This is a genomic window from Streptomyces longispororuber, assembly GCF_014656095.1.
In the GTDB taxonomy this organism is placed as follows: Bacteria; Actinomycetota; Actinomycetes; order Streptomycetales; family Streptomycetaceae; genus Streptomyces; species Streptomyces longispororuber.
This window is the reverse complement of record NZ_BNBT01000043.1, coordinates 12,209-37,146: the sequence shown is the minus strand read 5'-3', so window position 1 is coordinate 37,146 and position 24,938 is coordinate 12,209. Positions and strand designations below refer to the sequence as shown.

Sequence of the window (24,938 nt, the reverse complement as noted above, 5' to 3'; positions counted from 1 at the left end):
TCCGCCCCCCCATACCCCCGCTGACCTGCAAGTTTCGGCCGATGCTTAAGGACCTGTTTCCACGCCGGGCGGGCTCCTAGGCTCTTTTCCATCGTGAAGCCACCCGACGGGAGAGTCCCACCATGCTCAACCGAGTTGTGATTGTTGGCGGCGGTACCGCAGGATGGATGACGGCCTCGTACTTCAAGGCCGCGTTCGGCGACCGAATAGACATAACGCTCGTTGAATCAGGAAACGTCGGCGCGGTCGGCGTGGGAGAGGCGACCTTCAGCGATATCCGCCACTTCTTCGAGTTCCTCGGACTCAAGGAGAAGGACTGGATGCCGGCGTGCAACGCCACGTACAAGCTCGCCGTCCGCTTCGAGAACTGGCGGGAGAAGGGCCACTACTTCTACCACCCCTTCGAGCAGATGCGGTCGGTCAACGGCCTGCCGCTGACGGACTGGTGGCTGCACCAGGGCCCGACCGACCGGTTCGACAAGGACTGCTTCGTGATGACCTCGGTCATCGACGCCGGCCTCAGCCCCCGCCACCAGGACGGCACCCTCATCGACCAGCCCTTCGACGAGGGCGCCGACGAGATGCACGGCCTGACGATGTCCGAGCACCAGGGCAAGACCCAGTTCCCGTACGCGTACCAGTTCGAGGCCGCCCTCCTCGCCAAGTACCTGACGAAGTACTCCGTGGAGCGCGGCGTCAAGCACATCGTCGACGACGTGCGCCAGGTGAACCTGGACGAGCGCGGCTGGATCTCCGGCGTCACCACCGCCGACCACGGCGACATCACCGGCGATCTGTACATCGACTGCACCGGCTTCCGCGGCCTGCTGCTCAACCAGGCCCTGGAGACCCCCTTCATCTCGTACCAGGACACGCTGCCCAACGACAGCGCCGTCGCCCTGCAGGTGCCGATGGACATGGAGAAGCGCGGCATCCGGCCGTGCACCACGGCCACCGCGCAGGACGCCGGCTGGATCTGGACGATCCCGCTCCTCGGCCGCGTCGGCACGGGCTATGTGTACGCCAAGGACTACCTCTCCCCCGAGGACGCCGAGCGCACGCTGCGCGAGTTCGTCGGCCCCGCCGCCGCGGACGTGCCCGCCAACCACATCAAGATGCGCATCGGCCGCAGCGAGAACTCCTGGGTGAAGAACTGCGTCGCCATCGGCCTGTCCAGCGGGTTCGTCGAGCCGCTGGAGTCCACCGGCATCTTCTTCATCCACCACGCGATCGAGCAGCTCGCCAAGAACTTCCCCGACGAGGACTGGCACCCCACCCGGACCAAGCTGTACAACGACGCGGTCGCCCACGTCATGGACGGCGTCCGCGAGTTCCTCGTCCTGCACTACGTCGCCGCCAAGCGCAACGACACGCAGTACTGGCGCGACGCCAAGACCCGCACCATCCCCGACTCCCTGGCCGAGCGCATCGAGAAGTGGAAGGTGCAGCTCCCGGACAGCGAGACGGTCTTCCCCTACTACCACGGCCTGCCGCCCTACTCGTACATGTGCGTCATGCTCGGCATGGGAGGCATCCCCCTCAAGCCGTCCCCCGCGGTCCTGCTGTCCGAACCGAGCGCCGCCCAGCGGGAGTTCGAGGCCATCCGCGAGAAGACCAAGCACCTGACATCCGTGCTGCCCAAGGCGTACGACTACTTCTCCCAGCTCGGCTAGGGGCCGCCCCGCCCCCGCGCCGCCCGCGCCGGGCCGCCCCCGCCCGGGGGGCGGTCCCGCGGGCGCCCCCCGGCCGGTGCCGGGCCGCGCTCCCCCGGCGGCCGGGTGCCGCCCGCTCCCCGCCCAGTCAGGTACGCCCCTTTCAGCCAGGAAGGCCTCCTCCCATGAGCGACCCCGCCACACAGGTGGCCGACCACGCCACGCCCGACGGGTTCCGGGCCATGATGAGCCGGTTCCCGACCGGCGTCTGCGTGGTCACCGCCGTGGACGCCGACGGGCAGCCGCGCGGCATGACCTGCTCCGCCGTGTGCAGCGTCTCCATCGACCCGCCGACCCTCCTCGTGTGCCTGCGGGCCACGAGCCCCACCCTCGACGCCGTCCTCGACTCCGGCGCCTTCGCGGTGAACCTGCTGCACGAGGGCGCCCAGGACGTGGCCGAGCTGTTCGCCTCCGGCGACCCCGACCGCTTCCTCCAGACCCCCTGGGAGCGGGCGCCCGAGAGCGCCGGCCCCCATCTGATCCGGGACGCGCACACCGTCGCCGACTGCGGCGTGGTCCTGACCCAGCGCATGGGCGACCACGTCACCGTCTTCGGCGAGACCCGCCGGATCACCCAACGCCACCGACAGGAACCGCTGCTGTACGGCCTCAGGCAGTTCCGCTCCTGGTCCAGGACCTGAGGCCGACAGCACCTCGCCGCCCGGCCACCGGGCCCCTCCCTACGAAGGACGCAACCCATGAGCGGGACCACAAGCCCCGACAACCGGCACGTCGTACGACTCGACGCCGTGCGCAAGGTCTACGGCGGGTCGAAGAACCAGGTGACCGCACTCGACGGCGTGAGCATCGGCCTGGAACGGGGCACCTTCACCGCGGTGATGGGCCCCTCCGGCTCGGGCAAGAGCACCTTCCTGCACTGCGCCGCCGGGCTCGACCGGCCCACCTCCGGCTCCGTCCGGCTCGACGGCGTGGAGCTGTCCACCCTCAAGGAACGCGCGCTGACCAAGCTGCGCCGCGAGCGCATCGGCTTCGTCTTCCAGGCCTTCAACCTGCTGCCCGCGCTCAGCGTGCTCGACAACGTCACGCTGCCGCTGCGGCTCGCGGGCAAGAAGCCCGCCAAGGACACCGTGGAGGAGGTCCTGCGGCGGGTGGGGCTCGGCGGCAAGCAGCACCGCAGGCCGGGCGAGCTCTCCGGCGGCCAGCAGCAGCGCGTGGCCATCGCCCGGGCGCTGATCACCCGGCCCGCCGTCCTCTTCGGCGACGAGCCCACCGGCGCCCTGGACACGCACACCGCCCGCGAGGTGCTCACCCTGCTGCGCGAAGCCGTGCAGTGGGCGGGGCAGACCATCGTCATGGTCACGCACGACCCCGTGGCCGCCGCCCACGCCGACCGCGTCCTGTTCCTCGCCGACGGCCGGCTCGTCAGCTCCCTGGAAGCCCCCACGCCCGACCAGGTCGCCGAGCGCATGACGCACCTCGGGGCGTGGGGTGCCGAGGGCTCCGCCCCGGCGGCCTCCGGCGGGGCGCCCTCCCCCGGGACCGCCCGGCGCGAGTCGCCCGCCACGACAGCCTCCCCCGCCGGCACCCTCGCCTGGGAGGGGCTGCGATGATCCGGATCGCGCTGCGCACGCTGCGCCATCACAAGGCGGGGTTCCTCGCCTCCTTCGTCGCGCTGTTCTTCGGCGCGGCGATCGTGGTCGGCTGCGGCGGGCTGCTGCAGAGCGCCCTGAAGAGCGAGGCGCAGCCGCAGCGGCTGGCCGCCGTGCCGATCGTGGTCAGCGCCGACCAGCGCTACCTGGGCACGCAGAGCGAGGAGCCGTTCGTCGAACGGGTCCCGCTCGACGCCGCGTTGGCCACCCGCCTGAAGTCCCTGCCCGGCGTGCGCGCCACGGTGACCGACGTGTCCTTCCCGGCCGCGCTCGCCACCGACGGCGGCAAGCGGGCCGGGGCGCGGGTCACCGGGCACGGCTGGTCGTCCGCCGCACTCACCCCGTACGAGATCACCAAGGGGGCCGCGCCCGCCGGGCCCGGCCAGCTCGTCCTGGACGAGCGGCTCGCCCGCCGGGCCGGCCTCGCCCCCGGCGACCGCACCCGGCTCCTGGTCCGCGGCGGTACGCAGGAGTTCCGCGTGACGGGCCTCGCGTCCGCCGACGGCGCCTCCGGCAGCGTGTTCCTCACCGACACCGAGGCGGCCGAGCTCACCGGGCGGCCCGGCAAGGCGGACGTGATCGGCGTGTTCCCGCGGCCCGGCACCGACCCCGGACAGGTCGCCGCGGCCGTCGAGAAGGCCGTCGACACCCCGTCCGTCACGGTCCTGACCGGTGCCGAGCGCGGCCGCGCCGAGGACCCGGAGATCGTCTCCGGCGGCGACGACCTGGTCTCGCTCGCCGCGGCGTTCGGCGGCCTCGCCGCCATGGTGACCGTCTTCGTGGTGGCCAGCACGCTGGGCCTCGCCATCCAGCAGCGGCAGCGCGAGATGGCGCTGCTGCGCGCCATCGGCACCACGCCCGGCCAGTTGCGCCGCCTCATCCTCGGCGAGACGGTGCTGCTGACCCTCCTCGCTACCGCCCTGGCGTGCGCCTGCGGGCCGCTGTTCGGCCGCTGGCTGCTCGACGGCTTCGCCTCCGCCGGCGTCGTACCGGACACCATGGAGTTCCACGCCGGCAGCCTGCCGCTCGTCGCGGGCGCGGCCACCGCCCTCGTCACCGCGGTGGGCGCGGCGTTCATCGCGGCCCGCGGCCCGGCGCGCACCCGCCCCACGGAGGCGCTGGCCGAGGCGGCCGTCGAGCGGCGCTGGTTCAGTTGGCCGCGGCTGGTGCTCGCGCTGGTGTGCCTGGGCGGCGGCACCGCGCTCGCGGTGGTCACGGCCGGCATGGACGGCCCGAAGGCGGCCGGGGCGGCGACCCCCGCGGCGATGGTGTGGACGGCCGGCTTCGGCCTGCTCGGGCCGGTCCTGGCACGCGGCATCACGGCGGGCCTGTCCCGGCCGATGGGCGCGCTCTCCGGGCTCGCGGGACGTCTCGCGACGCTCAACGCGAAGGCCCGCACGGCCCGGTTCGCGGGCGCGGTCATGCCCGTCATGCTGGCCACGGGCCTCGCCATCGCCCTGATCTACATGCAGACCACCAACTCCCGGGGCGCGGAGCGGGCGTTCGACGACAGCCTGCGCGCGGACCTGGCCGTCACCTCCGACGCGGGCGGCCTGCCGCTGGACATGGTGGACACGGTCAAGAAGCAGCCGGGCGTCGCCGCCGCCTCCGCGCAGGTCTCCAGCAGGGGGTACGTGGAGCCCGCCGGGGGCATGGACCCGGGTGCCGACGGCGGCGAGGGCGCCGCCGACCCGCCCGAGATGGCGCTCGCCGGCGTCACCCCCGAGGGCATCGGCCGGACCACGGCGTTCCGCGCCACCCAGGGCAGCCTCGACGCGCTGCGCGGCGAGACGGTCGCGCTGCCCACCCGCTACACCGACGGCCACAAGATAGGCGACAAGGTCCCGATGCGGCTCGGCGACGGCAGCCGGGTCAGCCTGGAGCTGGTCGCCACCGTCAAGGGCGAGCGGGGCTACGAGACCGCGCTGCTGCCCGCCGCGCTGCTCGCCCGGCACACCGACTCGGGCCTGGTCCCGAGCATCATGGTGACGGCCGAACCGGGCACGGACCGCGCGCGGTTGGCGGCCACGCTCACCGGCCTGTCCGAGCGGCAGCCGGGCCTGCGGGTGACCAGCCGGGACACCCTCGCCGCCGCCCAGGCCGAACAGGACGACACCCAGGCGTGGATGGCGTACCTGGTCCTCGGTGTCGTCGTCGGCTACGCGATCATCGCCCTGGTGAACACGCAGGCCCTCGCCACCACCGAGCGCCGCCGCGAGTTCATGCTGCAGCGCCTCATCGGCGCGACCCGCCGCCAGGTGATGCAGATGATGGCGATGGAGGCGGCCCTGGTGTCCGTGGCGGGCATCGTCCTCGGCTCCCTGGTCGCGGCCCTGACGCTGGTGCCGCTGAGCATGAGCGTCCTCGGCACGGCGACCCCCGAGGGCTCCCCGTGGATCTTCGTCACGGTGGTCGGCGCGGCCTTCGCCCTCACCCTCGCCACGACGCTGGTCTCCGCCGTGACCGTGCTGCGGAACCGCCCGGTCGAGGCGGTGGGCGTCCGGGAGTAGGGCCCGGCGACGGTGAGGGCCCCGGCACGCGGTGCGTGCCGGGGCCCTCACCGTGCGCGGTGCGCGGGGCGGGTGCTACGAGGCGACGGGCTGGGCGGGTATGCCGTCCAGGACGCGCAGGCGGCGCGTGGGCTGGGACCGGCGGTGCCCGGCGCGCTGCGCGGGCACGGGCGCGGGCGCGGGGTGCCCGGTCATGCCCTTGAGGAGGGCGACGCCGAGCGGGGTGAGGGTGTGCAGGACGGTGTTGCGGATGCGGCGGGTGGTGATGAGGCCGGTCTGGCGGAGCACCGCCGTGTGCTGGCTGGCCCCGGCCGCGGAGATGCCGAGCCGGTCCGCGAGCTGGCTGGTCGTGCAACTGGCCCGCAGCACGTGCAGGGCGGCGGCGCGGGTCTGCCCGACCAGGGCGCCGAGGGACTGCGCGCTCTCCGCGCTCTGCTCGGCCTCCGGCTCGCCCCACAGGGCCGCCGCCTGGTGCACGTCCGGGGGCGTGGCGAAGGCGAGGACGACGGGGCCGTCCTCGGCGAGGCGCCGGGTGACCCGGCCGGCGCGGTGGTTGAGGAAGAGGGAGGGGGTGAGCACCAGGCCGCGGCCGTTGAGGTGGATGTCCTCGTCGGGCCCGTCGTGGATCTCCAGGACCGGTGCCTTCCACGTCATCTTCGAGTGCAGCGTGGCGAGGAGCAGCTCGACGCCGCCCGCCATGACGACCCGGCCGCGTGCCTCGCACTCGGCCTCCAGGTAGGTGACGATCCGCTCCCAGTAGGGCGCCACGAGGGCCTTCCACAGCGTGGACAGGTCCCCGGTCGCCGCCGGCGGCTGCGACGCCGGGGCCCCGGCGTCCAGGAGGTCGCCGCCGAGAGCCAGGTCGGACCGTTCGATGCCGCGCAGTAACGTGTCCAGGTCCGGCAGCTCACCGGCCCCCGCGAGCAGCTCCGGGCGCCGGGCGAGCCGCTTGCTCACCTGGCCGCGCCAGCGCCCGAACGGCGCCCCGATGCCCCGGCCGAGCAGCCCGTGGGCGAAGGCCGTCTCGGCGAGCGGGCCCGCGGTGGTCTTGAGCCGGGTCCGTGCGAAGTCCGCGGCGGTGAAGTGGATCCGTTGCATGACGATGCCCCCTGTGGCGTCCGCGCAGCCCCGATGCCCCGTGGTCCCGCACGAAAAGAGAAAAGAGAAGAACAGAGAAGAAGAGAGAAGAAGGAAAGCGAAGAGAGAAGCGAGGCGAAGACCTCAGCGTCCCGGCCGAGCCCGGCGGCGCTCGCCCGTCCGGTGACGGTCACCCGTCCCGTGGCGGTCGCCCGTCCCGTGGCGGTCACCCGCCGTGTGCGCGTCGCCCGCCCGGCGGCGGCCGATCGCCCGGTGGCCGTCACCTGCCCCGTTGCCGTCACCTGCCCCGTTGCCGTCGATCGTCCCGGGGCCGTCACCCACCCGGTGGCGGCTGGCCGCCCAGTAGCGGCTGACCACCCGGTGGCCGACGCCCGCCCGTCGGACGCCGACCGACCGTCGGACGCCGACCGACCGTCGGACGCCGACCGGCCGGGGGTGGCCGTCCGCCTGGTGGCTGCCGTCCGCCCGGCGGATGCCACCCGCCTGGCGGCTGCCGCCCGCCCGGAGACTGCCGCCCACCCGGAGGCTGCCGTCCGCCCGGAGACTGCCGCCCACCCGGTGGGCGGCGAACGTCTCGGGGCGGTTGGCCGTCCGGTGGTGGTGGTCGTGGGGAACGGGCCGGGGCGGGGTCACGCGGATGTGCCGGTGAGGGTCACGAAGACGTCGTCCAGCGTCGGCCTGCGCAGGGCGAAGTCGGCCACCTCGACGCCCTCGTGCCGCAGGGCGAGCGCCGCGCTCGCCAGGCCGCCCATGCCGTCGCTGAGCGGGATGGAGATCAGACCGCCGTCGCGGTCCACGGACGGCTCGTCGGCCGAGACGGAGCGCAGCGCGGTGACCGCCGCGGCCACGCCCTCGGGGCGTGCCACGGATATCTCCAGGCGCTCCTCGCCGACCTTGCGCTTCAGCTCGTCCGGGGTGCCGTCCGCGATGACCCGGCCGGTGTCGATGACCGTGACGCGGTCGGCGAGGAAGTCGGCCTCCTCCAGGTACTGCGTCGTGAGCAGCACGGTGACGCCGTCGGCCACCAGCTCGCGCACCACGGTCCACAGTGCCATGCGGCTCACCGGGTCGAGGCCGGTCGTCGGCTCGTCGAGGAACAGCACGGACGGCGTCGCGACCAGGCACGCGGCCAGGTCGAGCCGTCGCCGCATGCCGCCCGAGTACGTCCGCGCCGGCCGGTCGGCGGCGCGCGTGAGGTCGAACCGGTGCAGCAGCTCGTCCGCCCGGGTCCGCGCCGCCCGCCTGCCGAGGTGCAGCAGCGTGCCGATCAGGGTCAGGTTCTCCCGGCCGGTGAGGTGCTCGTCGACGGCGGCGTACTGGCCGGCGAGGCCGATGCGCCGGCGCACCTCGCGCGGCTGACGCACCACGTCGAAGCCGGCCACCTCGGCGCGCCCGCCGTCCGGTGCGAGCAGCGTCGCCAGCATGCGCACGGTCGTCGTCTTGCCCGCTCCGTTCGGCCCGAGCAGCCCGAGGACCGTGCCCTCGGGTACCGCGAGGTCGACGCCGCCGAGCGCTTCGGTCCGCTCGTAGCGCTTGCGCAGACCCTCCGCCTGAATCGCCATGCCCACGACTGCTCCTCAAGTCCCGGTGAAGCGCGGTCCGTCAGGCCGCGGCGGGGTCCGTGGCCGCGCGCAGGCTGCGCGGGCGCATGTCCGTCCAGTGCGCCTCGACGTAGGCGAGGGCCTCGTCGCGCGGGCTCTCGGTGAGGGCCACCGTCCAGCCCTCGGGGCGCTCGGCGAACGCGGGCCACAGGGAGTGCTGGCCCTCGTCGTTCACCAGCACGAGGAACGATCCGTCCGGGTCCTCAAAGGGGTTCGACACGTCGCACACTCCGTATCCGGTCGTCAGGGGATCGGGTCTGCGTCGACCCGCACCGTCATGGTCGCGGCGCGGCGCTGACAGGGTGCTGACTTGTCGCTGACCCGGCTGACCCGGACCGCCCGCGGGGTGGCGCCGGGGCGGGCTCAGCCGTCGAGCTGGCGTCGCGTGGCGGCCACGTCGCACTTGCCGTTGGCGTTGAACACGAACCGCGGCACGACGCGTATGGACTCCGGGACCAGCGCCGAGGGCAGGGCCGCGGCGAGGGACTTGCGGACCACTTCGGGGAACTCCTCGTCGGCCGGGGCGGGTCCGGTGGTGCGCAGGAGCAGTTCCAGGGTGTCGACCGGGCCGCGGACGATGTCGAAGGCCGCGTCGGCGACGCCGGGCACGGCGAGCACGTGGTGCCGCAGCTCGCCCAGCTCGACGCGGTGGCCGTTGACCTTGAGCTGGTCGTCGCGGCGGCCCAGGTAGAGCAGCGCGCCCTCGGGGAGCAGTTCGACCATGTCGCCGGTGCGGTAGGCCCGGCCGGGGGCGCCGCCCAGGTCGCGCTCGTCGAGGAACTTGCCGCCGCCGGAGCGGTCCCCCACATAGCCGGCGGCGACCGCGCGGCCCGCGACCACGAGTTCGCCGGGCTGTCCGGGGGCCACGGGCCGCAGCTCCTCGTCGACCACGTAGGCGCGGGTGTTCCACGCGGGGCTGCCGATGGGCACGGTCGGCGTCGTGGGCACGCGGGTGGCGTCGAAGGCGTAGGCGCAGCAGCCGATGGTCGTCTCGGTCGGGCCGTAGTGGTTCACCAGGCGTACGCCGTCGAGGCGGGGGGCGAGCGAGGTGACGAGCGCCGGGTCGAGCCCTTCGCCGCCGAACATCAGCAGCCGGGTCGCCCCGTCGTACCGGGGCGGGTCGGCGAGGACGTCGAAGAACCGGGCGTGCGACGGGGTGAGTTTGACGAAGGTGTACCGGTCGTCGCGGGCGCCGAAGAGCGTGGCCTGGTCGTGCAGGCCGGACACGGTGACCACGCGGTTGCCCTGGGCGAGCGGCACCCACAGGGAGGTCATCGCCAGGTCGAAGCCGAGGCTGGCGAAGAGGGGGCTGCCGATGCCCGCGCCGCCGACCAGGTCGCCGCACCAGGAGACGTAGTTGGCCAGGGAGCCGTGCGGGACCATGACGCCCTTGGGCGTCCCGGTGGACCCGGAGGTGAAGACGACGTACGCGATGTCCTCCGGCCCCGGCAGTGCTCGCTGCGGGGGCGCCGCCGCTCCGGGCGCGCCGGGGTCCGGTGCGCCCTGGGTCAGCTCCCGGACGTCCAGGGCGGGGACGTCCACCGCGGGCAGCAGGCCGGTGCCGGCGGCACCGTCGTGGACGAGGGCGGCGGGGGCGGCGCCCGCGAGGACCGCGGTGGTGCGCTCGCCGGGGTGCGCGGGGTCGATCGGGACGTAGGCGGCGCCGAGGGCCATGACGCCGAGGGCTCCGCCGATCGCGCCCGGGGTCCGGTCGGCCCAGAGCGCCACGCGGTCACCGGGCCCGACCCCGGCGTCCTCCAGGGCCGCGGCCACCAGCAGGGCGTCGTGCCAGAGCCGGCGGTAGGTCAGGAGGGTGGTGCCGGACTGCACGGCCACGGCGTCCGGCCGCCGCATCGCGTGCTCACGCACCAGCGCGACCACCGAGTGGGCCGCGACGTGGCGCACCGCGCCGGACAGCGAACTGGGGTGTGCCACGGACGAAACCATCGTCACTCCTGTCATCGGGCCGGGACGTCTCCGGCGTCACCGCGCAACGTGCTGGTCAGCTTCAAGGGGGGCGGGGGCGCGGCCGGCACCGCCGCGGGTATTGCGGCCCCGGGCGCCGGCCGGCCGGATATCCGCTGGAGCTCCGCCGTGACGACGCCGAGCAGGAGCACGTCGACCACCAGGTCCTGGACCGCGGAGAACTGGTGGATGGTGAAGTTCAGCACCTGGCCCGGCAGCAGGTCGATGAGGATGCCCGCGCGCAGGGCGCGGAAGGCCGCGGCCCGGTCGCGGCGCAGGGTGCGCGCGCCGTACACGTACAGGCCCCAGGTCACGGTTGCGCAGGCCAGGGCCGCCACCAGGGCGTTCCACTCGCGCTCGGCGGCGGGGCCGTCGAGGCCGCTGGCGGCCAGGCGCCCGAGGCGCAGGAAGCCCATCACCAGGGCGAGGACCACGGCGGCCCTGACGACGCCCGCGCGCCCCGCCGCCCCGGCGAAGAGGCGGGCCGCCGCGTCCCGGGCGGTGCGCCAGGCGCTGGGCCGGGGCTCGCGCGCGGGCAGGGTGTCGAGCGCCCGCAGCAGGGCGCGGTCGGTGTCGCTCGTCGCACCGCGCAGGAGTCGCTGTGCGCGGGCCCGCTCCTCGGTGGTCAGGCCGTCGCCGACGCCGTGCAGGACCAGCTCGGCGGCCTGGGCGGTCCTGGCGGTCGCCGCACCAGGGCCCTCCGGGGGCCGGGTGCCGTCGTCGGCGCGCCAGGCGATGGCGACGAGCACGGCGAAGCTCAGGTAGATCAGGCCGGCCGCCGGTGCGTACAGATAGCCCTCGTTCGAGACCTGTTTGCCGACCTGGTCGATGAACAGGCCGAAGCCGACGCCTCCCACGGCGCTCGCCCCGATCCGCGCCCGCCGCCCGGTCAGCCCGAGCAGGGCGACCTGGCTCACCGTCATCAGCAGGCCGCCCCACAGCATGTGCGAGATGTGGACGGTCGCGTCCGGGTCCTTGCTGCCGAGCTTGGGATACCCGGCGAGGGCCAGGAACGCCCGGGTGAGCAGGACGGTGAGAATCCCCGACAGCACGAACAGCCGCAGCAGGGACGCCGAGGTGGCGGAGGTGCGGGCGCCGAGGGAAGTCAGTGGCTTCATGACACCAGCGTGCCGTCCGCGAGGGGGGCGCCGGATCCGGCATCTCCCCCACCCGACCCGGAGTCGACCCCTACGGGTCCGGTCGAACGGATCACCCGCAGCACCTCCGCGCCGAGCACCGTCCCCGGCCGGGCCAGGTCGAGCGGCAGGTCGAAGTGGTGCCGGTCCGCCACGACCAGGTCCGTGACCGCCGCGCCCGCGGCCCGGGCCCGCCGCACGAACGCGACCTGCTGGCGGTCGAACGCGGTGGTCTCCCGCTCACCCCGCGCGACGAGGAGCGGCGGCAGCGCGGTGCCTCGGGACGGCGGCGCGCCCTGCGGCAGCGCGCCCTGCGGCGGCACGGCGCCCGCCGCGGTCGGCCCCGCCTCAGGGAGCCTCCGCAGCGGGCTGCACTCCCGTGCCTCCGCGGTGTCCATGCCCAGGGCGTCGTTGACGTAGGTGTGCCGGAGGAGTTCCAGGTCGTAGACCCCGCTGAGCAGCGTGGCCGAGGCGATCGTCCCGGCCGGGTGCGTGCCCGCCCGGCGCCGCGCCTCGGCGTCGAGGAGCGCGGACGCCACCAGGTGCGCCCCGGCGGAGTGGCCGCCGAGGTGCACGGCGGACGGTGCGCCCGGCAGCGACGCGCGGTGCGCGCAGATCCAGTGCAGGGAGTCGACGGCGGCGGCGGTGAGCTGCCGCATGCCGTACGCCGGTGCGAGGCCGTACCCGAGCGCCGCGAAGGAGATGCCCGCGGCGACGAAGTCCCGCGCGGCGAACGCGGCTTCAGCCTTGCTCAGCTCCTGCCAGTAGCCCCCGTGCACGAAGACGAACAGGGGCGCGCCCTCGCCGGGCGCGGGGAAGTAGTCGAACCGCTGCTCCGGCAGCGGGCCGCAGCGCAGGTCCTGGTGGACGGTCAGGGTGGCGCGGGCCCGGAGGCTGTCGGCGGCGTACCGGTCGAGGAAGACGGGGAGGTCGTCCACGAGGGAGCTCGGTGAGTACTCCCGGTCGGGCTCACGCCGCGCCTCGGGGCCGAGCCGCAACTCGCGGCCCGCCTGCGGGTCGAGCCCCAGACCGCTGCGCCCCGCCTGCGGGTCGAGCCCCGGCTCACCCCCCGCCTCCCCGCTCACGACGACGCCGCCCAGGCGGTCGGGAAGACCCGGCGCCGGGCCGCGAGCCACAGGTACGACGCGCCGTCCGAGCCCGCCGTGCCCGTGGCCCCGCCGAGGAACCGCTCGGCGAGCACGGCGTGCCGCGCGCGCCAGACCGCGAGGGCCTCGTCGAAGTCGATCAGCGCGCCGCGCACCCGCTCGACGGCGACCGGGTCCGGGCAGCGCTCGGCGAAGTCGCGGTACGCCTCCTCCACGGACCGCTCCTCCAGGCGGGCGCGCAGCCGTGCGCGGTCCAGCTCGGTGAACCCGCCCGTGTTCACGAAGCGGGCGTCCCGCAGACCGCAGAGGTACTCGACCTCGCGGAACTGCGCGGACTGGAACCCGCTCGCCGAGCCCAGCTCCGTGCGGATGGCGTCGAACGCCGCCGGGGTGAGCGTCGCGAGCCCGTCGAACTGGCCGGTCAGCGTGGCCACGATGCGGGGCAGGGGCGCTATGCGGCGCTCCGCCAGCGGGCCGTCGTCCGCGTCCAGCGCCGTGCGCACGGCTTCCAGGTGGCGCAGCATGACGGCGAAGAAGATCTCGCACGACTGGTGCGTGGCCAGGAACAGCACGCTGTCCACGTCCTCGTCGTGCACACGCGCGCTGCCGAGGAGATCGTCGAGTTGCAGTATCTGCCCATAGGAGGGAGCGACGGCTTGGCCGTTCACAACGGACCCCTTTCCCCGCAGACGCGGTGAGGGTCTGCGCGTACGGATGGCTTCGTCACGAGGCTAACCAGGGCGAACGCCGCCGGCATCGTCATCAAGCGCACACTTAAAAGCGCACATCAACACGGAACACAGTCAGCACCAGCCCGCCCGTGACCAGCCCCTGACCAGCCCCGCAGTCAGCTCCCAGCCAGCCGCCGCACAGCACAGGACCGTCAAAAATGTCGCTCAACCCCCCGCCCGGCACCCCCGCCACCCCGCACACCCACACCCCCGCCACCCCGCGGCACCGCACCACCCCGCAGCACCGCACCACCCCACGGCACCGCACCACCACCGGCAGAGCCACCACCACCGCCCCAGCCATCACGCTCGCCCTCACCGCGGCCCTCCTCACCGGCTGCGCCGGCAGCGGCGACGGCTCGTCCTCCGGCGACCGGAGCCACCAGGAGAGGACCGGCGGAACCGGCGACCAGACCCGCTCCACCCCTCGCCTGCCCAGCCCCCACACCCCGTTCGACTACCAACTGGGCGGCGCCTACGACCCGCCCGCCGGTGTCCGGGCCGTCTCCCGCGACCGTGCGGCGAAGCCCGTCCCCGGCCGCTACAACATCTGCTACGTCAACGCCTTCCAGGCCCAGCCGGGCCGTGCCGCCACGAAGTGGTGGCAGGAGACCCACCCCGACCTCCTCCTGCGCGACCCCGACGGCGACCTGGTCATCGACGAGGACTGGAACGAGCCGCTCTTCGACATCTCCACCGCCGCCAAGCGGAAGGCCCTGCTCAAGGTCGTCGGCCCCTGGATCGACGGCTGCGCCCGCTCCGGGTTCGACGCCGTGGAGCCCGACAACCTCGACTCGTACACGCGCTCCGACGGCGAGCTCGACGCCGCCGACGGCCAGGCCTTCGCGCGCCTGCTCGCGCGCCGCGCCCACGAGCGGGGCCTCGCCATCGGCCAGAAGAACACCACGGAGTTCCTGGACAAGGACCTCGGGTTCGACTTCGCGGTCGTGGAGGAGTGCGGGCCGTACGACGAGTGCGGGCCGTACATGAAGGCGTACGACGGGAGGGTCTTCGACATCGAGTACGAGAAGAAGGGGTACGAGGCCGCCTGCCGCCGCTGGCACGGCAAGCTCTCCGTCATCCTGCGCGACCGCGACGTACGCCCCGCCGGAGAGGACGGCTACGTCTACCGGCGCTGCTGACCCCCCGGCCGCCTACCGGCGCTGCTGACCCCCCGGCCGCCTACCGACGCTGCTGACCACCCCGGCCGCCCCGGCCGCCCCACCCGGGAGACGGCGTCAGGACAGCACCACGGCGTCCATGACGACCGCCGCGACCAGGCCGCAGCCCAGCAGATAGCTGCCGAGCCTGGTCCGGCCGCGGCGGCTCAGCTCGACGACGAGGCCGCAGAGGACGAGCAGCAGCCCGTACACGCCCACCACGAGGACCGACGACCTGCTGGTGAGCAGGGCCCCGAGCAGGACGGCCGCCACCGCCATCCCGGCGGAGGCCGCGACGACCCGCAGCCGCCGGGCCTGGCGCGGTGTGCGGGGCCCCCGCTCCGGCGGGGCGGGGTCCGGCGGCGCCGGGTCGGACACGCTCATGCCGGGCGATCGTAGTCCATCCGTACGCGGTCGCTACGGACACGTCAAAGCCACGGAGAACACCGGGAGTACACACCGGCCCGGGGACCGCGGCACGCCCCGGCGCCCGGGCGGCACGGCTCCCCAGGGGCTCCGGAACTCACCCCGCAGACCGAGGCCCCGGAACTCGCCCCGCAGGCCGGGACTCCGAAAAACTCACCCCCGCAGACCGGGGCCCCGGAACTCACCCCCGCAGATACGCCAGCACAGCCAGCACCCGCCGGTGCGTGCCCTCGGCCGGGGGCAGGTCGAGCTTGCCGAGGATGTTGCCGATGTGCTTGCCGACGGCCGCCTCGGTGACGACGAGTTCGGCGGCGATCGCGGCGTTCGACCGGCCCTCGGCGACGAGCGCGAGCACCTCGCGCTCGCGCGGTGTCAGCCGCTCCAGCGGGTCGCGCCTGCGCCGCAGCAACTGCCGTACGACTTCGGGGTCGACGACGGTGCCGCCCGCGGCGACCCGCGCGAAGGCGTCCACGAACTGCTCGACCTGCCCGATCCGGTCCTTGAGGAGGTACCCGACCCCGCCGCCGTCGCCGCTGTCCAGCAACTCGGCGGCGTACGACCGCTGTACGTACTGGCTGAGCACGAGCACCGGCAGGTCGGGGCGCCGGGTGCGCAGGGTGAGCGCGGCGCGCAGCCCCTCGTCCTGGAAGGCGGGCGGCATCCGCACGTCGGTGACGACGACGTCGGGCGCGTGCGCCGTCACGGCCTCGCGCAGCGCGTCCGCGTCGCCGACCGCCGCGACCACCTCGTGGCCGAACCGGCCGAGCACGCCGATCAGGCCCTCGCGCAGCAGCACGCTGTCCTCGGCGAGGACTACGCGGTAGGGGCGGGACGGCACGGGATCTCCAGGGTCAGGGCGGTGGGGCCGCCGGGCGGGCTGGTGACGGTCAGTGTGCCATCGAGGACGGCGAGGCGGTCGGCGAGCCCGGTCAGGCCGGTGCCGCGCGCGGGGTCGGCGCCGCCGCGCCCGTCGTCGCTCACGCGCACGCGCAGGGCGCCGTCCGCGTACCGGGCGTGGACGGCGGCCCGGGTGGCGCCGCTGTGCCGGGCGACGTTGGCGAGGGCCTCGCGGACGGCGAAGTACGCGGCGGACTCGACCGGTTCGGGCAGCCGGGGCAGCTCGGCGTCGGTGTCCACCGGCACCGGCGAGCGGTCGGCGGCGTCCTCGACGGCGGCGGCGAGGCCGTAGTCGGCGAGGACCTGGGGGCGGATGCCGTGGATCAGCTCCCGCAGCTCGCCGAGGGCCGCGTCGGCCTCGGCCTGGGCGGTGGCGAGGCGCTCGGCGAGCGGGCCGCCGGGCCCGGCGTCGAGGCGGGCGAGGCCGAGGGCCATGCTCAGGGCGACGAGCCGCTGCTGCGCCCCGTCGTGCAGATCCCGCTCCACCCTGCGGCGTTCGGCCTCGAAGGCGGCGACGAGCCGGGCCCGAGAGCGGGTCACCTCGGCGAGCCGCGCCTCCGTCTCGGCCTCGCGCGGGGCGAGCAGCCGCCGGGCGACGGCGGCGCGCGCGGCGGCGTACGCGGTGAGCGGGTACGCCAGGGCGGCCAGCAGGACCAGGCCGACGACGGCCGTGCCGCAGGCCTGTGGCCAGGTGTCCACCAGCCACACCTTCGCGGGCCGGACGCCGCCCCCGCCGGGCCCGCCCGCGAGGGCCAGGTGCGCGGGCGCGAGGGCCAGCAGGAGGGGTAGCCCCAGGGTGCAGGCGGCCACGGCCAGGTCGAGGGGCCACAGCACGACCGCCATCAGGACGGTGTACGCCAGCTCGCGCCAGGTCGCCTGCTCGCGCCCGCGCAGCCGCAGCCAGGCCGTGAGGCCGGGGGCGTCCGGGGTGCGGTGCGGGGTGGGGGCGGGGTCCGCGTGGACGAGCCGCGTCCGGCGGCGCTCCAGCGCCCCGACGGGCACGCCCGCGAGGGCGAGCAGGCCGAGCAGTGGCAGGCCCACGACGACGAGGCTGGCCGCGAGCCCCACGGCGAGGCCGCCGGCCAGGGCCACCAGCAGGGGTATCCCGATGAGGGCCCCCGAGACGACGTACGCGCCGCCCCGCCAGGCCCGCCGCAGCGCGCCGGGCCACGGAGGGCCGGGGCGGGGGGCGTTCTCGCGCAGGTCCATGACGCGGCACGGTAACCGGCACCCCGGCCACGCCGGAGCGCGCCCCCGTGGCACGTCCTAGGGCATCCCGGTGCCGGACTCCTCCCACGGCGCGCCGCCGGAGGCGGGGTCGCCCCACGGCTGCTCGACGTCGGGGGCGTCCACGTCGTGGGAGCCGTCGGGGATCAGGGCATCCGTCAGGGAGGTGAGGATGACGACGAGCATGAGGCCCAGGAAGCAGAGGGCTGCGACGGTGCCCGCCGTGGTGCGGAACGGGCGGGGCGCGTGCGCGGTCGCCCGCTCGGGGCGCCCGGCGGCGTAGTACACGGTCACGACGTCGCCCTCGACGGTGGTCGACGGGCCGTTCTCCTCGTCGAAGCGGATCACGTCGCCGTCGTGGGTGGTGAACTCGTAGACGTGGTGCAGGGTCGTGGACACCCGGCCGTTCGTGCCGCCGTGACCGGACGTGGTCGTGTACGCGCGCAGGCAGCGTCCCCGCGCGCTCAGGCCGCTGCGCCAGGCCTGCCGCAGCCCCGCGGAGCGCCTGACCACCACGACCGCCGTGCCGACGACGGCGGCGGCCAGGACGAGCGGTAGGGCGAGGAAGAAGAGGCGGGGCAGGACGTGGAGCGGGTCGGCCATGGAATTCCCCCGAGGTTCCGCGTCCGCCGTCGTGGTCACGGCCGGCGTACGCGGAACCTACCCGGTGAGGACCCGCAGATCCTCAGGGGAACCTCAGAACTGGACGTCGGAGCAGGCGTAGAACGCGTTCGCCGTGTCCGCGACCGTCCAGACGGCCACGATCACGTGGTGGCCGCTGCGGCCGCCGGGGATCGTGCCGCTGTGCGACAGCGTCGCGGGCGGCTGCTGGCTGTTGTACGGGACCGTGAGGAACGGCTGGGTGTCGAGCGCCGCCCTCGTGATGGGCTGGCTCTCGTTCCAGCCCGGCTTGGTGATGTAGTAGCGGAAGTCGGTGGTGCGGTGGCGCGCGGTGAACTGCCAGCGGAAGCTGTAGTTCTGGCCGGCCGACACCTTCGTCGTGGGCCAGGCGCCGCCGTTGGGCTTCGTCGGCTTGTCGAGCGAGCTGAAGCCGGCGATGCCCGCGGAACATATCTTTCCGTCGGCCGGGCCGCCCGCCGGGAAGCCCTTGGGGCCCTCGACGCTCTGCGGCTCGTACTGGATCGACCCGCAGCCGGTCACCACGCCCTTGGCGCAGTTGATCTGGCGGCTGGCGGGCAGGTCGGTGTAGCCATGGCTGCTGGCGCCGCCGGTCGAGAGCACGAAGGCCCCGACCGTCGCCATCCCGAGCATGGCGGCGGACATCTTCTTTCGCATGCTGCTGCTCCTGGAGAACGTGGGGGAGTTCTATGAGCCGTGCGCGCGGCGGCGGTTGTCTTGGGGTGGTGCGGGTGGTGCGGGCCCGTTCGACGGCACCGGACGCTGCCGCCCGGTGCCGACCGTGCTGACGTGCTGGTTCGCGTGTGACGTGTGATGCTCACCGTGTGGAACTGAACGCGAGTGGGGGTCGCGGTGTCTGACTCTGTGGGGAAGTGCGGTCTAGACCAAGTCCTAGATTATGGCCGGTACTTGAACATGTCCATACCAATCGTGGAGACGATCCGATCGCAGCGTCCCCGCGAGGTCTCCACGAGTTCACCGTTCGGGCCGTCGTTGCCGACCACCCACGCCCGCGCCTCGTCCGGGGTGCGGCCGCCCGCCGCGTGCCGCTCCACCAGCCGCTCGTGGCGCACCGCGCCGGGCGCCTCCACGTACCAGCACGCCGCCATCAGCTCCCGCGCGTCCCGCCATCCGGGCAGGTCGCAGGCCAGGTAGTTCCCCTCGGTCAGCACCAGCCGGGCCCCGGGCGCGACGACGTGCCGCGCGGCGACCGGCTCGTGCAGCGTCCGGTCGTAGTCCGGTACGTAGACGTCGCGCCCGGTCTCGCCCAGGACCCGGCGCAGCAGGGCCACGTAGCCGTGGACGTCGAAGCTCGGCTCGGAGCCCTTGCGGGAGGCGAGGCCGAGCCGTTCGAGCTGGGCGTTGGAGAGGTGGAAGCCGTCGAGCGGCAGGTACGCGGCGTCCGCGCCGAGTTCGGCGACCAGGGCCCGCGCCAGCGTGGACTTCCCGGCGCCGGGCGGCCCCGCGAGCCCGAGGAGGACGCGCCCGGGCGCGGCATCGGCCAGTCGGCGGGCGTCCGCGGCGAGGTCCGCCAGGTCCGGCGGGGACGACCGGTCTGGACCGGTGGAACCGGCGGGGCTCCGCGTGTGTACGTGATCAGCGTTGGCCATGCCCCTATGGAACGCCACCCTTGGAACGCCACCGTCCCTTTTCCCGGACAGAGCCCCGCTACGGACCGTGAGCTCCTGACATACAGCACACACATGCGCTCCCGGTGCGACGCACGTCACACGCCGTCGCATTCCGCCGCGCGCCTGGGCGCACCGCCCCTCCGCGCGGCCGGGTGGTCAGGAGCACCCTCCGGCGTCCGGTAGAGTTATCCAGGTCAGCAGGCGCCGCTAGCTCAGTTGGTTAGAGCAGCTGACTCTTAATCAGCGGGTCCGGGGTTCGAGTCCCTGGCGGCGCACCGACAGCGAAGGCCCTCCGTTCCGACGGAGGGCCTTTTCGCTGTGTCCGGCCCGAACGGCGCCCGCATCCGGAACCCCCGCCCCGCATCCCGCCGGCGTCTCCCTGTCGACAAAGGCGACCGCTACGGTTGCGCCATGGCGCGGGACATCCAGGAGCGGATCAAGAAACTCATCATCGACCAGCGGCTGCCCTCCGGCTCCGTGCTGCCCACCGAGCCGGAGCTGATGGAGCGCCTCGGCGTGAGCCGGAACTCGGTGCGCGAGGCGCTCAAGGCGCTCCAGGCCATGGGCATCGTCGAGATCCGCCACGGCTTCGGCACCTACGTCGGGCCGATGTCGATGGCCCCGATGATCGAGGGCCTCACCTTCCGCACCGTCGCCGGCCACTACCGCGGCGAGGACAGCCTGCTCCAGCTCCTGGAGCTGCGCGAGGCCGTCGAGACCGGGCTCATCGCGCGCCTCGCGGGCTCCCTGCCGGCCGCCGACCTGGCCGAGCTCGACGCCCTCGTCGACCGCATGGACGCCGAGGCCGCCGGGCCCGGCGGCGAGGTGCGCGCCGAGACCGACCGCGCGTTTCACGCCACGCTCTACCGCTGCCTCGGCAACCAGCTCCTCGGCGAGGTCCTGGAAGCCTTCTGGGACGCCTTCCACAAGGTCCGCACCGACCTCGTCGACGTACCGCAGGACCCGAGGGTCACCTGCCGGCAGCACCGCGAGATCCTCGACGCGGTGCGCTCCTCGGACGTCGTACGGGCCGAGCGCGCCATACGCGAGCACTTCGGCAACATTCGTACCCGTTTGAACGCCCCCGTCACGGCAGCGGTCCCCCGCCCCACATATGACCGGTAAGGCGCTTGATTCGCCCTTGCGATCATGCAAGGGCGCATAGAACCCTGACGTGAGGCTCGCAGGAGCCTGGCTCTCACGGGGCGCGCGCGACGGGGCAGCGGGGGGATGGGACGCCGTCCGCGCGACGAGAGCCCTCCTGAGCGCCGGGACAGGGGGTCCCCGCGTTCATGAACGGATGCCGACGGGGGCATTCATGCAACCGGAAGGCCACCTTCGCTGTCCGGCGGGGGTGGCCCACCACGTGATGCGCCCGCGCGGGCCGAGGGCAGCCGGGGCGGGCGCGGACCGACGACCACGCGGGGGCCGCGTGCGGGGGGATGACTCATGACGCCGACGCCGTCGGGCGAACGGAACGGGGACGAGACCCGGACCACCCAGCACACCCAGCACACCCAATACACCCAGCACACCCAGCACATCCAGCACACCCAGCCCAACCGGACCACCGACTCGCACGCGCTCACGCGCACGGGCGGCCTGAGACGCCTCAAGAAGTCCCTGCCGCGCTACGACTACGAGCACTACAGCAGGCTCGCCGGACCCCTCACCCAGCCCGACCCGGCCGAGCCCTACACGGTCCGCTACCGCTCCCTGCTGTCCCAGGAGCCGCACCGGATACGTGCCGCCCTGATGCTCGGCGCCGCCCCGCTGCTCTCCCTCGTCCTGCTCGCCTGGCTGCTCCAGCCCGAGCACTGGACGCGGCGCGACCACCCGGAGTACGCCTTCCTGCCCGTGCTCGACGTCGTCATGCTCGTCTCGATCGGCCTGATCGAGTTCTTCCGCTGCATGAACGTCGTGTCGAACGCGCACGCCACGCTCGTCGCCCGCGACCCCGTGCCGGTGGTGCCCGAGACCGGTACCCGCGTCGCGTTCCTCACCTCGTTCGTGCCCGGCAAGGAGCCGATCGAGATGGTCACCAGGACGCTGGAGGCCGCGGTCGGGCTGCGCCACCGCGGGCCGCTGCACGTGTGGCTGCTCGACGAGGGCGACGACCCGGAGGTCAAGGCGGTCTGCGCGCGCCTGGGCGTGCACCACTTCTCCCGCAAGGGCGTCGCGCGGTGGAACCAGCCCAAGGGCCCGCACCGCGCCAGGACCAAGCACGGCAACTACAACGCCTGGCTCGACGCGCACGGCGACGCCTACGACTACTTCGCCTCCGTGGACACCGACCACGTGCCGATGCCCAACTACCTGGAGCGGATGCTCGGCTTCTTCCGCGACCCGGACGTCGGCTTCGTCATCGGCCCGCAGGTCTACGGCAACTACGACACGTTCGTCACCAAGGCCGCCGAGTCCCAGCAGTTCCTCTTCCACGCCCTGATCCAGCGGGCGGGCAACGCCTACGGCGCGCCCATGTTCGTCGGCACCAGCAACGCCGTCCGCATCCGGGCCCTGAAGCAGATCGGCGGCCTGTACGACTCGATCACCGAGGACATGGCGACGGGCTTCGAGATCCACCGGCACCGCAACCCGGTCACGGGCCGCAAGTGGAAGTCGGTCTACACCCCGGACGTCCTCGCCGTGGGCGAGGGGCCCAATGCCTGGACGGACTTCTTCACCCAGCAGCTCCGCTGGTCGCGCGGCACGTACGAGACCATCCTCAAGCAGTTCTGGAAGGCGCCGTTCTCGCTGCCCCCGGGACGGCTCCTCAACTACACGCTGCTGGTCGTGTTCTACCCGATGTCCGCCCTGAACTGGATCCTCGCCGCGCTGAGCTGCGCCCTGTTCCTCGGCCTCGGGGCGTCCGGCGTGAACATCGACCCGACCATCTGGCTCATGCTGTACGGCAACGCCTCGGCGCTCCAGATCGGCCTGTACGTCTGGAACCGCCGGCACAACGTGTCGCCGCACGAGCCCGAGGGCTCCGGCGGCGTCGCGGGCATGGTGATGTCGGCCCTGTCGGCGCCGATCTACGCGCGCTCCCTGCTGGACGCCGTGCTGCGCCGCAAGTCCTCGTTCGTGGTGACGCCCAAGGGCGACTCGGCGAGCCCGGACACGCTGTTCGGCACGTTCCGCGTCCACCTGTTCTTCATCGTGGTCTTCGGCGGCTCCGTCGCCGCGGCGTACACCTACGGCCACGCGCACCCGGCCATGGTCGTGTGGGCCACGTTCGCGCTGCTCCTCACGGCCGCGCCGATCCTCCTCTGGTGGTACGGCACCCACCGGGAGAAGGCGGAGCCGCCGGCGCCACCGGAGCCGCGGCCCGTACCGGACCGGCAGGGCCTGCCCGTACGGCAGTTCACGCGCCCCGCGTCGCACGCGCCGCAGCGCAGGCCGAGCTGGACCGCGCACCCTGCGCCGCCCCCGGGCGCCGCGCAGGGTGACACCATGCAGACCGCGGGGAGCCACGAGACATGACCGGCCCCGCACGGCGCCGCCGGGCCCGGCGCATCGCCCTGGGCACCGCGGTGGTCCTGGTCCTGGCGGGCCTCAACGGCCCCTGGCTGTGGCGGGTCGGCTCCGAGAAGTACCACGAGTACGAGATCAACCGGCCGGAGTACAAGGCGGAGAACGGCCACTGGAAGGTGTTCGACCTGCCCGAGGGGTACCGGCAGAACACCATCCACGCGTCCCTGCTGCACACCGGCAAGGTCCTGCTGGTGGCGGGCTCGGGGAACAACCAGGAGAACTTCGACGCCAAGAGGTTCGACACCCGGCTGTGGGACCCGGAGAAGAACACCGTCAAGCGGGTCCCCACGCCCACGGACCTGTTCTGCACCGGCCACACCCAGCTCGCCGACGGCAGGCTGCTCATCGCGGGCGGCACCAAGCGGTACGAGAAGCTGAAGGGGGACGTCACCAAGGCCGGCGGCCTGATGATCGTGCACAACGAGAACCCGGACGCGCCGGTCACACTGCCCGCGGGCACCCTGTTCACCGGCAGGAAGAACGGCCGGACCTTCGTGTCGAAGGACCCGGTCGTCGTCGAGCGCGCGCGGAAGGTCTTCGACCGGCGGACCGGGAGGTTCCTGCGCAACGAGCCGGGCCTCGGCCGCATCTACGTCGAGGCGCAGCGCAGCGGCGCGCGGTACGAGACCGGTACGCAGGACAACTACCGCGTGCGCGGCCTCACCGGCGCCGACGCCCGCAACACGTACGGCATCGCGCAGAAGCTCGCCCTCGACAAGAAGGACTTCCAGGGCATCAAGGACGCCTTCGAGTTCGACCCGGTCGCCGAGCGGTACGTCAAGGTCGACCCGATGAACGAGGCGCGCTGGTACCCGACGCTGACCACGCTCACCGACGGCAGGGTGCTCTCCCTGTCCGGCCTGGACGAGATCGGCCAGCTCGTCCCGGGCAAGAACGAGGTGTACGACCCGCGGACCAAGAAGTGGACGTACACCAGGAAGGCCCGCCAGTTCCCGACCTACCCGGCGGTCTTCCAGATGGCGGACGGCAGGCTCTTCTACTCCGGCTCCAACGCGGGCTACGGCCCCGCCGACGTGGGCCGCGACCCCGGTGTCTGGAACCTGCGGACGAACACGTTCCGGAAGATCCCCGGCATGAGCGACCCGCACCTCCTGGAGACCTCCGCCACGGTGGAGCTGCCGCCCGCCCAGGACCAGCGCTACCTGGTGGTCGGCGGGGGCGGCGTCGGCGAGTCCAGGAAGGCCTCGAAGAAGACCCGTGTCGTCGACCTGAGGGCGGCCCGCCCGCGCTTCGTGGACGGGCCCGACCTGGACAAGGGCACCCGCTACCCGCAGACGTCGATCCTGCCCGACGACTCCGTGCTGGTCTCCGGCGGCTCCGAGGACTACCGCGGCCGCGGCGGCTCCGACATCCGCGAGGCGCGCCTGTACGACCCGCGCGAGAACACCTTCGACGAGGTCGCCGACCCGCACGTGGGCCGCAACTACCACGCGGGCTCACTCCTGCTGCCCGACGGCCGCGTCCTGTTCTTCGGCTCGGACCCGCTGTACGGGGACGCGGCGAACACGAAGCCGGGCAGCTTCGAGCAGCGCCTGGAGATCTACACGCCGCCCTACCTGTACCGCGGCGACCGGCCCGCGCTCGGGGCGGGGCCCACGACCTTGAAGCGGGGCGCGTCCGGCACGTTCCCCACGAAGGACGCCGCCTCCGTGCGGGCGGCCCGGCTGATCCGGCCCGGCGCCACCACCCACGTCACGGACATCGACCAGACGTCGATCGCCCTCGGCCTGAAGAAGTCCGCGACGGGCGTCACGGTCACCGTGCCGAAGAATCGCAGCCTGGTGGAGTCGGGCTGGTACATGCTCTTCGTGACGGATCGCGAAGGCGTCCCGAGCGAGGCCCGCTGGGTGCGGGTGCCGTGAGATCGGTGCCCCCTAAGGGGCGCGGGTGCCGTGAGATCAGTGCCCTCAGGGGCGCGGGGAACTGCGCGCTCG

The 24,938-nt window shown here is 73.7% G+C and carries 22 protein-coding genes and 1 tRNA gene; 10 read left to right on the top strand and 13 right to left on the bottom strand.

Annotated features, from left to right (window positions below):
* Positions 1-122: 122 nt before the first annotated feature.
* The 4 genes from IE330_RS16130 (at position 123) to IE330_RS16115 (ending at position 5,832) form a co-directional block, all read left to right on the top strand.
* Entirely contained in the window at positions 123-1,673 is a 1,551-nt protein-coding gene (locus IE330_RS16130; protein ID WP_190136707.1) for a tryptophan halogenase family protein, read from the top strand.
* 164 nt (positions 1,674-1,837) lie between these two features.
* Positions 1,838-2,353, top strand: coding sequence for a flavin reductase family protein (locus IE330_RS16125; RefSeq protein WP_190136706.1), 516 nt, complete (start codon positions 1,838-1,840; stop codon positions 2,351-2,353).
* 57 nt (positions 2,354-2,410) lie between these two features.
* Entirely contained in the window at positions 2,411-3,283 is an 873-nt protein-coding gene (locus IE330_RS16120; protein ID WP_190136705.1) for an ABC transporter ATP-binding protein, read from the top strand.
* Positions 3,280-5,832 (top strand): FtsX-like permease family protein, encoded by a 2,553-nt coding sequence (locus IE330_RS16115; protein WP_190136704.1) that lies wholly within the window; start codon positions 3,280-3,282, stop codon positions 5,830-5,832. The genes IE330_RS16120 and IE330_RS16115 overlap by 4 nt, the downstream gene beginning before the upstream one ends.
* 75 nt (positions 5,833-5,907) lie before the next feature.
* Here the strand turns inward: IE330_RS16115 and IE330_RS16110 are convergent, their stop codons facing one another.
* The 7 genes from IE330_RS16110 to IE330_RS16080 all read right to left on the bottom strand — a co-directional run bounded on the left by IE330_RS16110 (position 5,908) and on the right by IE330_RS16080 (position 13,406).
* Positions 5,908-6,930, bottom strand: coding sequence for an ArsR/SmtB family transcription factor (locus IE330_RS16110; RefSeq protein WP_190136703.1), 1,023 nt, complete (start codon positions 6,928-6,930; stop codon positions 5,908-5,910).
* Between the two features lie 629 nt (positions 6,931-7,559).
* Positions 7,560-8,492, bottom strand: a complete 933-nt coding sequence (locus tag IE330_RS16105; RefSeq protein ID WP_190136702.1) for an ATP-binding cassette domain-containing protein — start codon at positions 8,490-8,492, stop codon at positions 7,560-7,562.
* Between the two features lie 40 nt (positions 8,493-8,532).
* The gene (locus tag IE330_RS16100; RefSeq protein WP_190136701.1) at positions 8,533-8,751 is read right to left on the bottom strand and encodes an MbtH family protein; all 219 of its coding nucleotides are present in this window, start codon (positions 8,749-8,751) and stop codon (positions 8,533-8,535) included.
* A gap of 143 nt (positions 8,752-8,894) precedes the next feature.
* Complete coding sequence (locus IE330_RS16095) at positions 8,895-10,466, bottom strand: amino acid adenylation domain-containing protein (protein ID WP_190136700.1); 1,572 nt, start codon at positions 10,464-10,466, stop codon at positions 8,895-8,897.
* Between the two features lie 23 nt (positions 10,467-10,489).
* The gene (locus tag IE330_RS16090) at positions 10,490-11,614 is read right to left on the bottom strand and encodes a hypothetical protein (RefSeq protein WP_190136699.1); all 1,125 of its coding nucleotides are present in this window, start codon (positions 11,612-11,614) and stop codon (positions 10,490-10,492) included.
* Positions 11,611-12,717, bottom strand: a complete 1,107-nt coding sequence (locus IE330_RS16085) for an alpha/beta hydrolase (RefSeq protein ID WP_229925683.1) — start codon at positions 12,715-12,717, stop codon at positions 11,611-11,613. The genes IE330_RS16090 and IE330_RS16085 overlap by 4 nt, the downstream gene beginning before the upstream one ends.
* On the bottom strand, positions 12,714-13,406 hold the full coding sequence (locus IE330_RS16080; protein ID WP_190136698.1) for a tryptophan 2,3-dioxygenase family protein: 693 nt from the start codon (positions 13,404-13,406) through the stop codon (positions 12,714-12,716). Before IE330_RS16080 ends, IE330_RS16085 begins: the two co-directional genes overlap by 4 nt.
* Positions 13,407-13,627: 221 nt before the next feature.
* Between IE330_RS16080 and IE330_RS16075 the strand changes: the two genes are divergently transcribed.
* Positions 13,628-14,611, top strand: coding sequence for an endo alpha-1,4 polygalactosaminidase (locus IE330_RS16075; protein WP_190136697.1), 984 nt, complete (start codon positions 13,628-13,630; stop codon positions 14,609-14,611).
* A gap of 96 nt (positions 14,612-14,707) precedes the next feature.
* Here IE330_RS16075 and IE330_RS16070 read toward each other — a convergent pair whose 3' ends face one another.
* The 5 genes from IE330_RS16070 to IE330_RS16050 form a co-directional block, all read right to left on the bottom strand.
* Positions 14,708-15,013 (bottom strand): hypothetical protein, encoded by a 306-nt coding sequence (locus IE330_RS16070; protein ID WP_190136696.1) that lies wholly within the window; start codon positions 15,011-15,013, stop codon positions 14,708-14,710.
* Positions 15,014-15,236: 223 nt separating this feature from the next.
* Entirely contained in the window at positions 15,237-15,893 is a 657-nt protein-coding gene (locus tag IE330_RS16065; protein WP_190136695.1) for a response regulator, read from the bottom strand.
* On the bottom strand, positions 15,869-17,161 hold the full coding sequence (locus IE330_RS16060) for a sensor histidine kinase (protein WP_190136694.1): 1,293 nt from the start codon (positions 17,159-17,161) through the stop codon (positions 15,869-15,871). Before IE330_RS16060 ends, IE330_RS16065 begins: the two co-directional genes overlap by 25 nt.
* A gap of 57 nt (positions 17,162-17,218) precedes the next feature.
* Positions 17,219-17,782 carry a DUF3592 domain-containing protein gene (locus IE330_RS16055; RefSeq protein WP_190136693.1) on the bottom strand — a complete coding sequence of 188 codons (564 nt, stop codon included), beginning with the start codon at positions 17,780-17,782 and terminating at the stop codon, positions 17,219-17,221.
* Between the two features lie 93 nt (positions 17,783-17,875).
* Positions 17,876-18,475 (bottom strand): lytic polysaccharide monooxygenase auxiliary activity family 9 protein, encoded by a 600-nt coding sequence (locus tag IE330_RS16050; RefSeq protein WP_190136692.1) that lies wholly within the window; start codon positions 18,473-18,475, stop codon positions 17,876-17,878.
* Here IE330_RS16050 and IE330_RS16045 point away from each other — a divergent pair.
* Positions 18,474-18,632: a hypothetical protein gene (locus IE330_RS16045; RefSeq protein WP_190136691.1), complete on the top strand. Its 159-nt coding sequence runs from the start codon at positions 18,474-18,476 to the stop codon at positions 18,630-18,632. The two genes, IE330_RS16050 and IE330_RS16045, sit on opposite strands and share 2 nt — an antisense overlap.
* 82 nt (positions 18,633-18,714) lie before the next feature.
* On the opposite strand, the gene IE330_RS16040 is transcribed toward IE330_RS16045, so the two are convergent.
* Positions 18,715-19,428, bottom strand: coding sequence for a nucleoside/nucleotide kinase family protein (locus IE330_RS16040; RefSeq protein WP_190136690.1), 714 nt, complete (start codon positions 19,426-19,428; stop codon positions 18,715-18,717).
* A 222-nt stretch (positions 19,429-19,650) separates the two neighbouring features.
* Between IE330_RS16040 and IE330_RS16035 the strand changes: the two genes are divergently transcribed.
* The 4 genes from IE330_RS16035 to glxA all read left to right on the top strand — a co-directional run bounded on the left by IE330_RS16035 (position 19,651) and on the right by glxA (position 24,866).
* Positions 19,651-19,724, top strand: a tRNA-Lys gene (locus tag IE330_RS16035).
* A gap of 136 nt (positions 19,725-19,860) precedes the next feature.
* Entirely contained in the window at positions 19,861-20,574 is a 714-nt protein-coding gene (locus tag IE330_RS16030) for a FadR/GntR family transcriptional regulator (RefSeq protein ID WP_190136689.1), read from the top strand.
* A gap of 324 nt (positions 20,575-20,898) precedes the next feature.
* Positions 20,899-22,932: a glycosyltransferase family 2 protein gene (locus IE330_RS16025; RefSeq protein ID WP_190136688.1), complete on the top strand. Its 2,034-nt coding sequence runs from the start codon at positions 20,899-20,901 to the stop codon at positions 22,930-22,932.
* Positions 22,929-24,866, top strand: a complete 1,938-nt coding sequence (glxA, locus tag IE330_RS16020) for a radical copper oxidase GlxA (RefSeq protein WP_190136687.1) — start codon at positions 22,929-22,931, stop codon at positions 24,864-24,866. Before IE330_RS16025 ends, glxA begins: the two co-directional genes overlap by 4 nt.
* Positions 24,867-24,938 lie beyond the last annotated feature (72 nt).

Excerpts from the sequence above, each read along its gene's own strand:
- IE330_RS16030 (WP_190136689.1), top strand. The coding sequence starts at position 19,861 with ATGGCGCGGGACATCCAGGAGCGGATCAAGAAACTCATCATCGACCAG.
- IE330_RS16060 (WP_190136694.1), bottom strand. The coding sequence starts at position 17,161 with ATGGACCTGCGCGAGAACGCCCCCCGCCCCGGCCCTCCGTGGCCCGGC.
- IE330_RS16115 (WP_190136704.1), top strand. The coding sequence starts at position 3,280 with ATGATCCGGATCGCGCTGCGCACGCTGCGCCATCACAAGGCGGGGTTC.
- IE330_RS16090 (WP_190136699.1), bottom strand. The coding sequence starts at position 11,614 with ATGAAGCCACTGACTTCCCTCGGCGCCCGCACCTCCGCCACCTCGGCG.
- IE330_RS16075 (WP_190136697.1), top strand. The coding sequence starts at position 13,628 with ATGTCGCTCAACCCCCCGCCCGGCACCCCCGCCACCCCGCACACCCAC.
- IE330_RS16120 (WP_190136705.1), top strand. The coding sequence starts at position 2,411 with ATGAGCGGGACCACAAGCCCCGACAACCGGCACGTCGTACGACTCGAC.
- glxA (WP_190136687.1), top strand. The coding sequence starts at position 22,929 with ATGACCGGCCCCGCACGGCGCCGCCGGGCCCGGCGCATCGCCCTGGGC.
- IE330_RS16105 (WP_190136702.1), bottom strand. The coding sequence starts at position 8,492 with ATGGCGATTCAGGCGGAGGGTCTGCGCAAGCGCTACGAGCGGACCGAA.
- IE330_RS16125 (WP_190136706.1), top strand. The coding sequence starts at position 1,838 with ATGAGCGACCCCGCCACACAGGTGGCCGACCACGCCACGCCCGACGGG.
- IE330_RS16040 (WP_190136690.1), bottom strand. The coding sequence starts at position 19,428 with ATGGCCAACGCTGATCACGTACACACGCGGAGCCCCGCCGGTTCCACC.
- IE330_RS16055 (WP_190136693.1), bottom strand. The coding sequence starts at position 17,782 with ATGGCCGACCCGCTCCACGTCCTGCCCCGCCTCTTCTTCCTCGCCCTA.
- IE330_RS16070 (WP_190136696.1), bottom strand. The coding sequence starts at position 15,013 with ATGAGCGTGTCCGACCCGGCGCCGCCGGACCCCGCCCCGCCGGAGCGG.
- IE330_RS16110 (WP_190136703.1), bottom strand. The coding sequence starts at position 6,930 with ATGCAACGGATCCACTTCACCGCCGCGGACTTCGCACGGACCCGGCTC.
- IE330_RS16130 (WP_190136707.1), top strand. The coding sequence starts at position 123 with ATGCTCAACCGAGTTGTGATTGTTGGCGGCGGTACCGCAGGATGGATG.
- IE330_RS16025 (WP_190136688.1), top strand. The coding sequence starts at position 20,899 with ATGACGCCGACGCCGTCGGGCGAACGGAACGGGGACGAGACCCGGACC.
- IE330_RS16045 (WP_190136691.1), top strand. The coding sequence starts at position 18,474 with ATGCTGCTGCTCCTGGAGAACGTGGGGGAGTTCTATGAGCCGTGCGCG.
- IE330_RS16050 (WP_190136692.1), bottom strand. The coding sequence starts at position 18,475 with ATGCGAAAGAAGATGTCCGCCGCCATGCTCGGGATGGCGACGGTCGGG.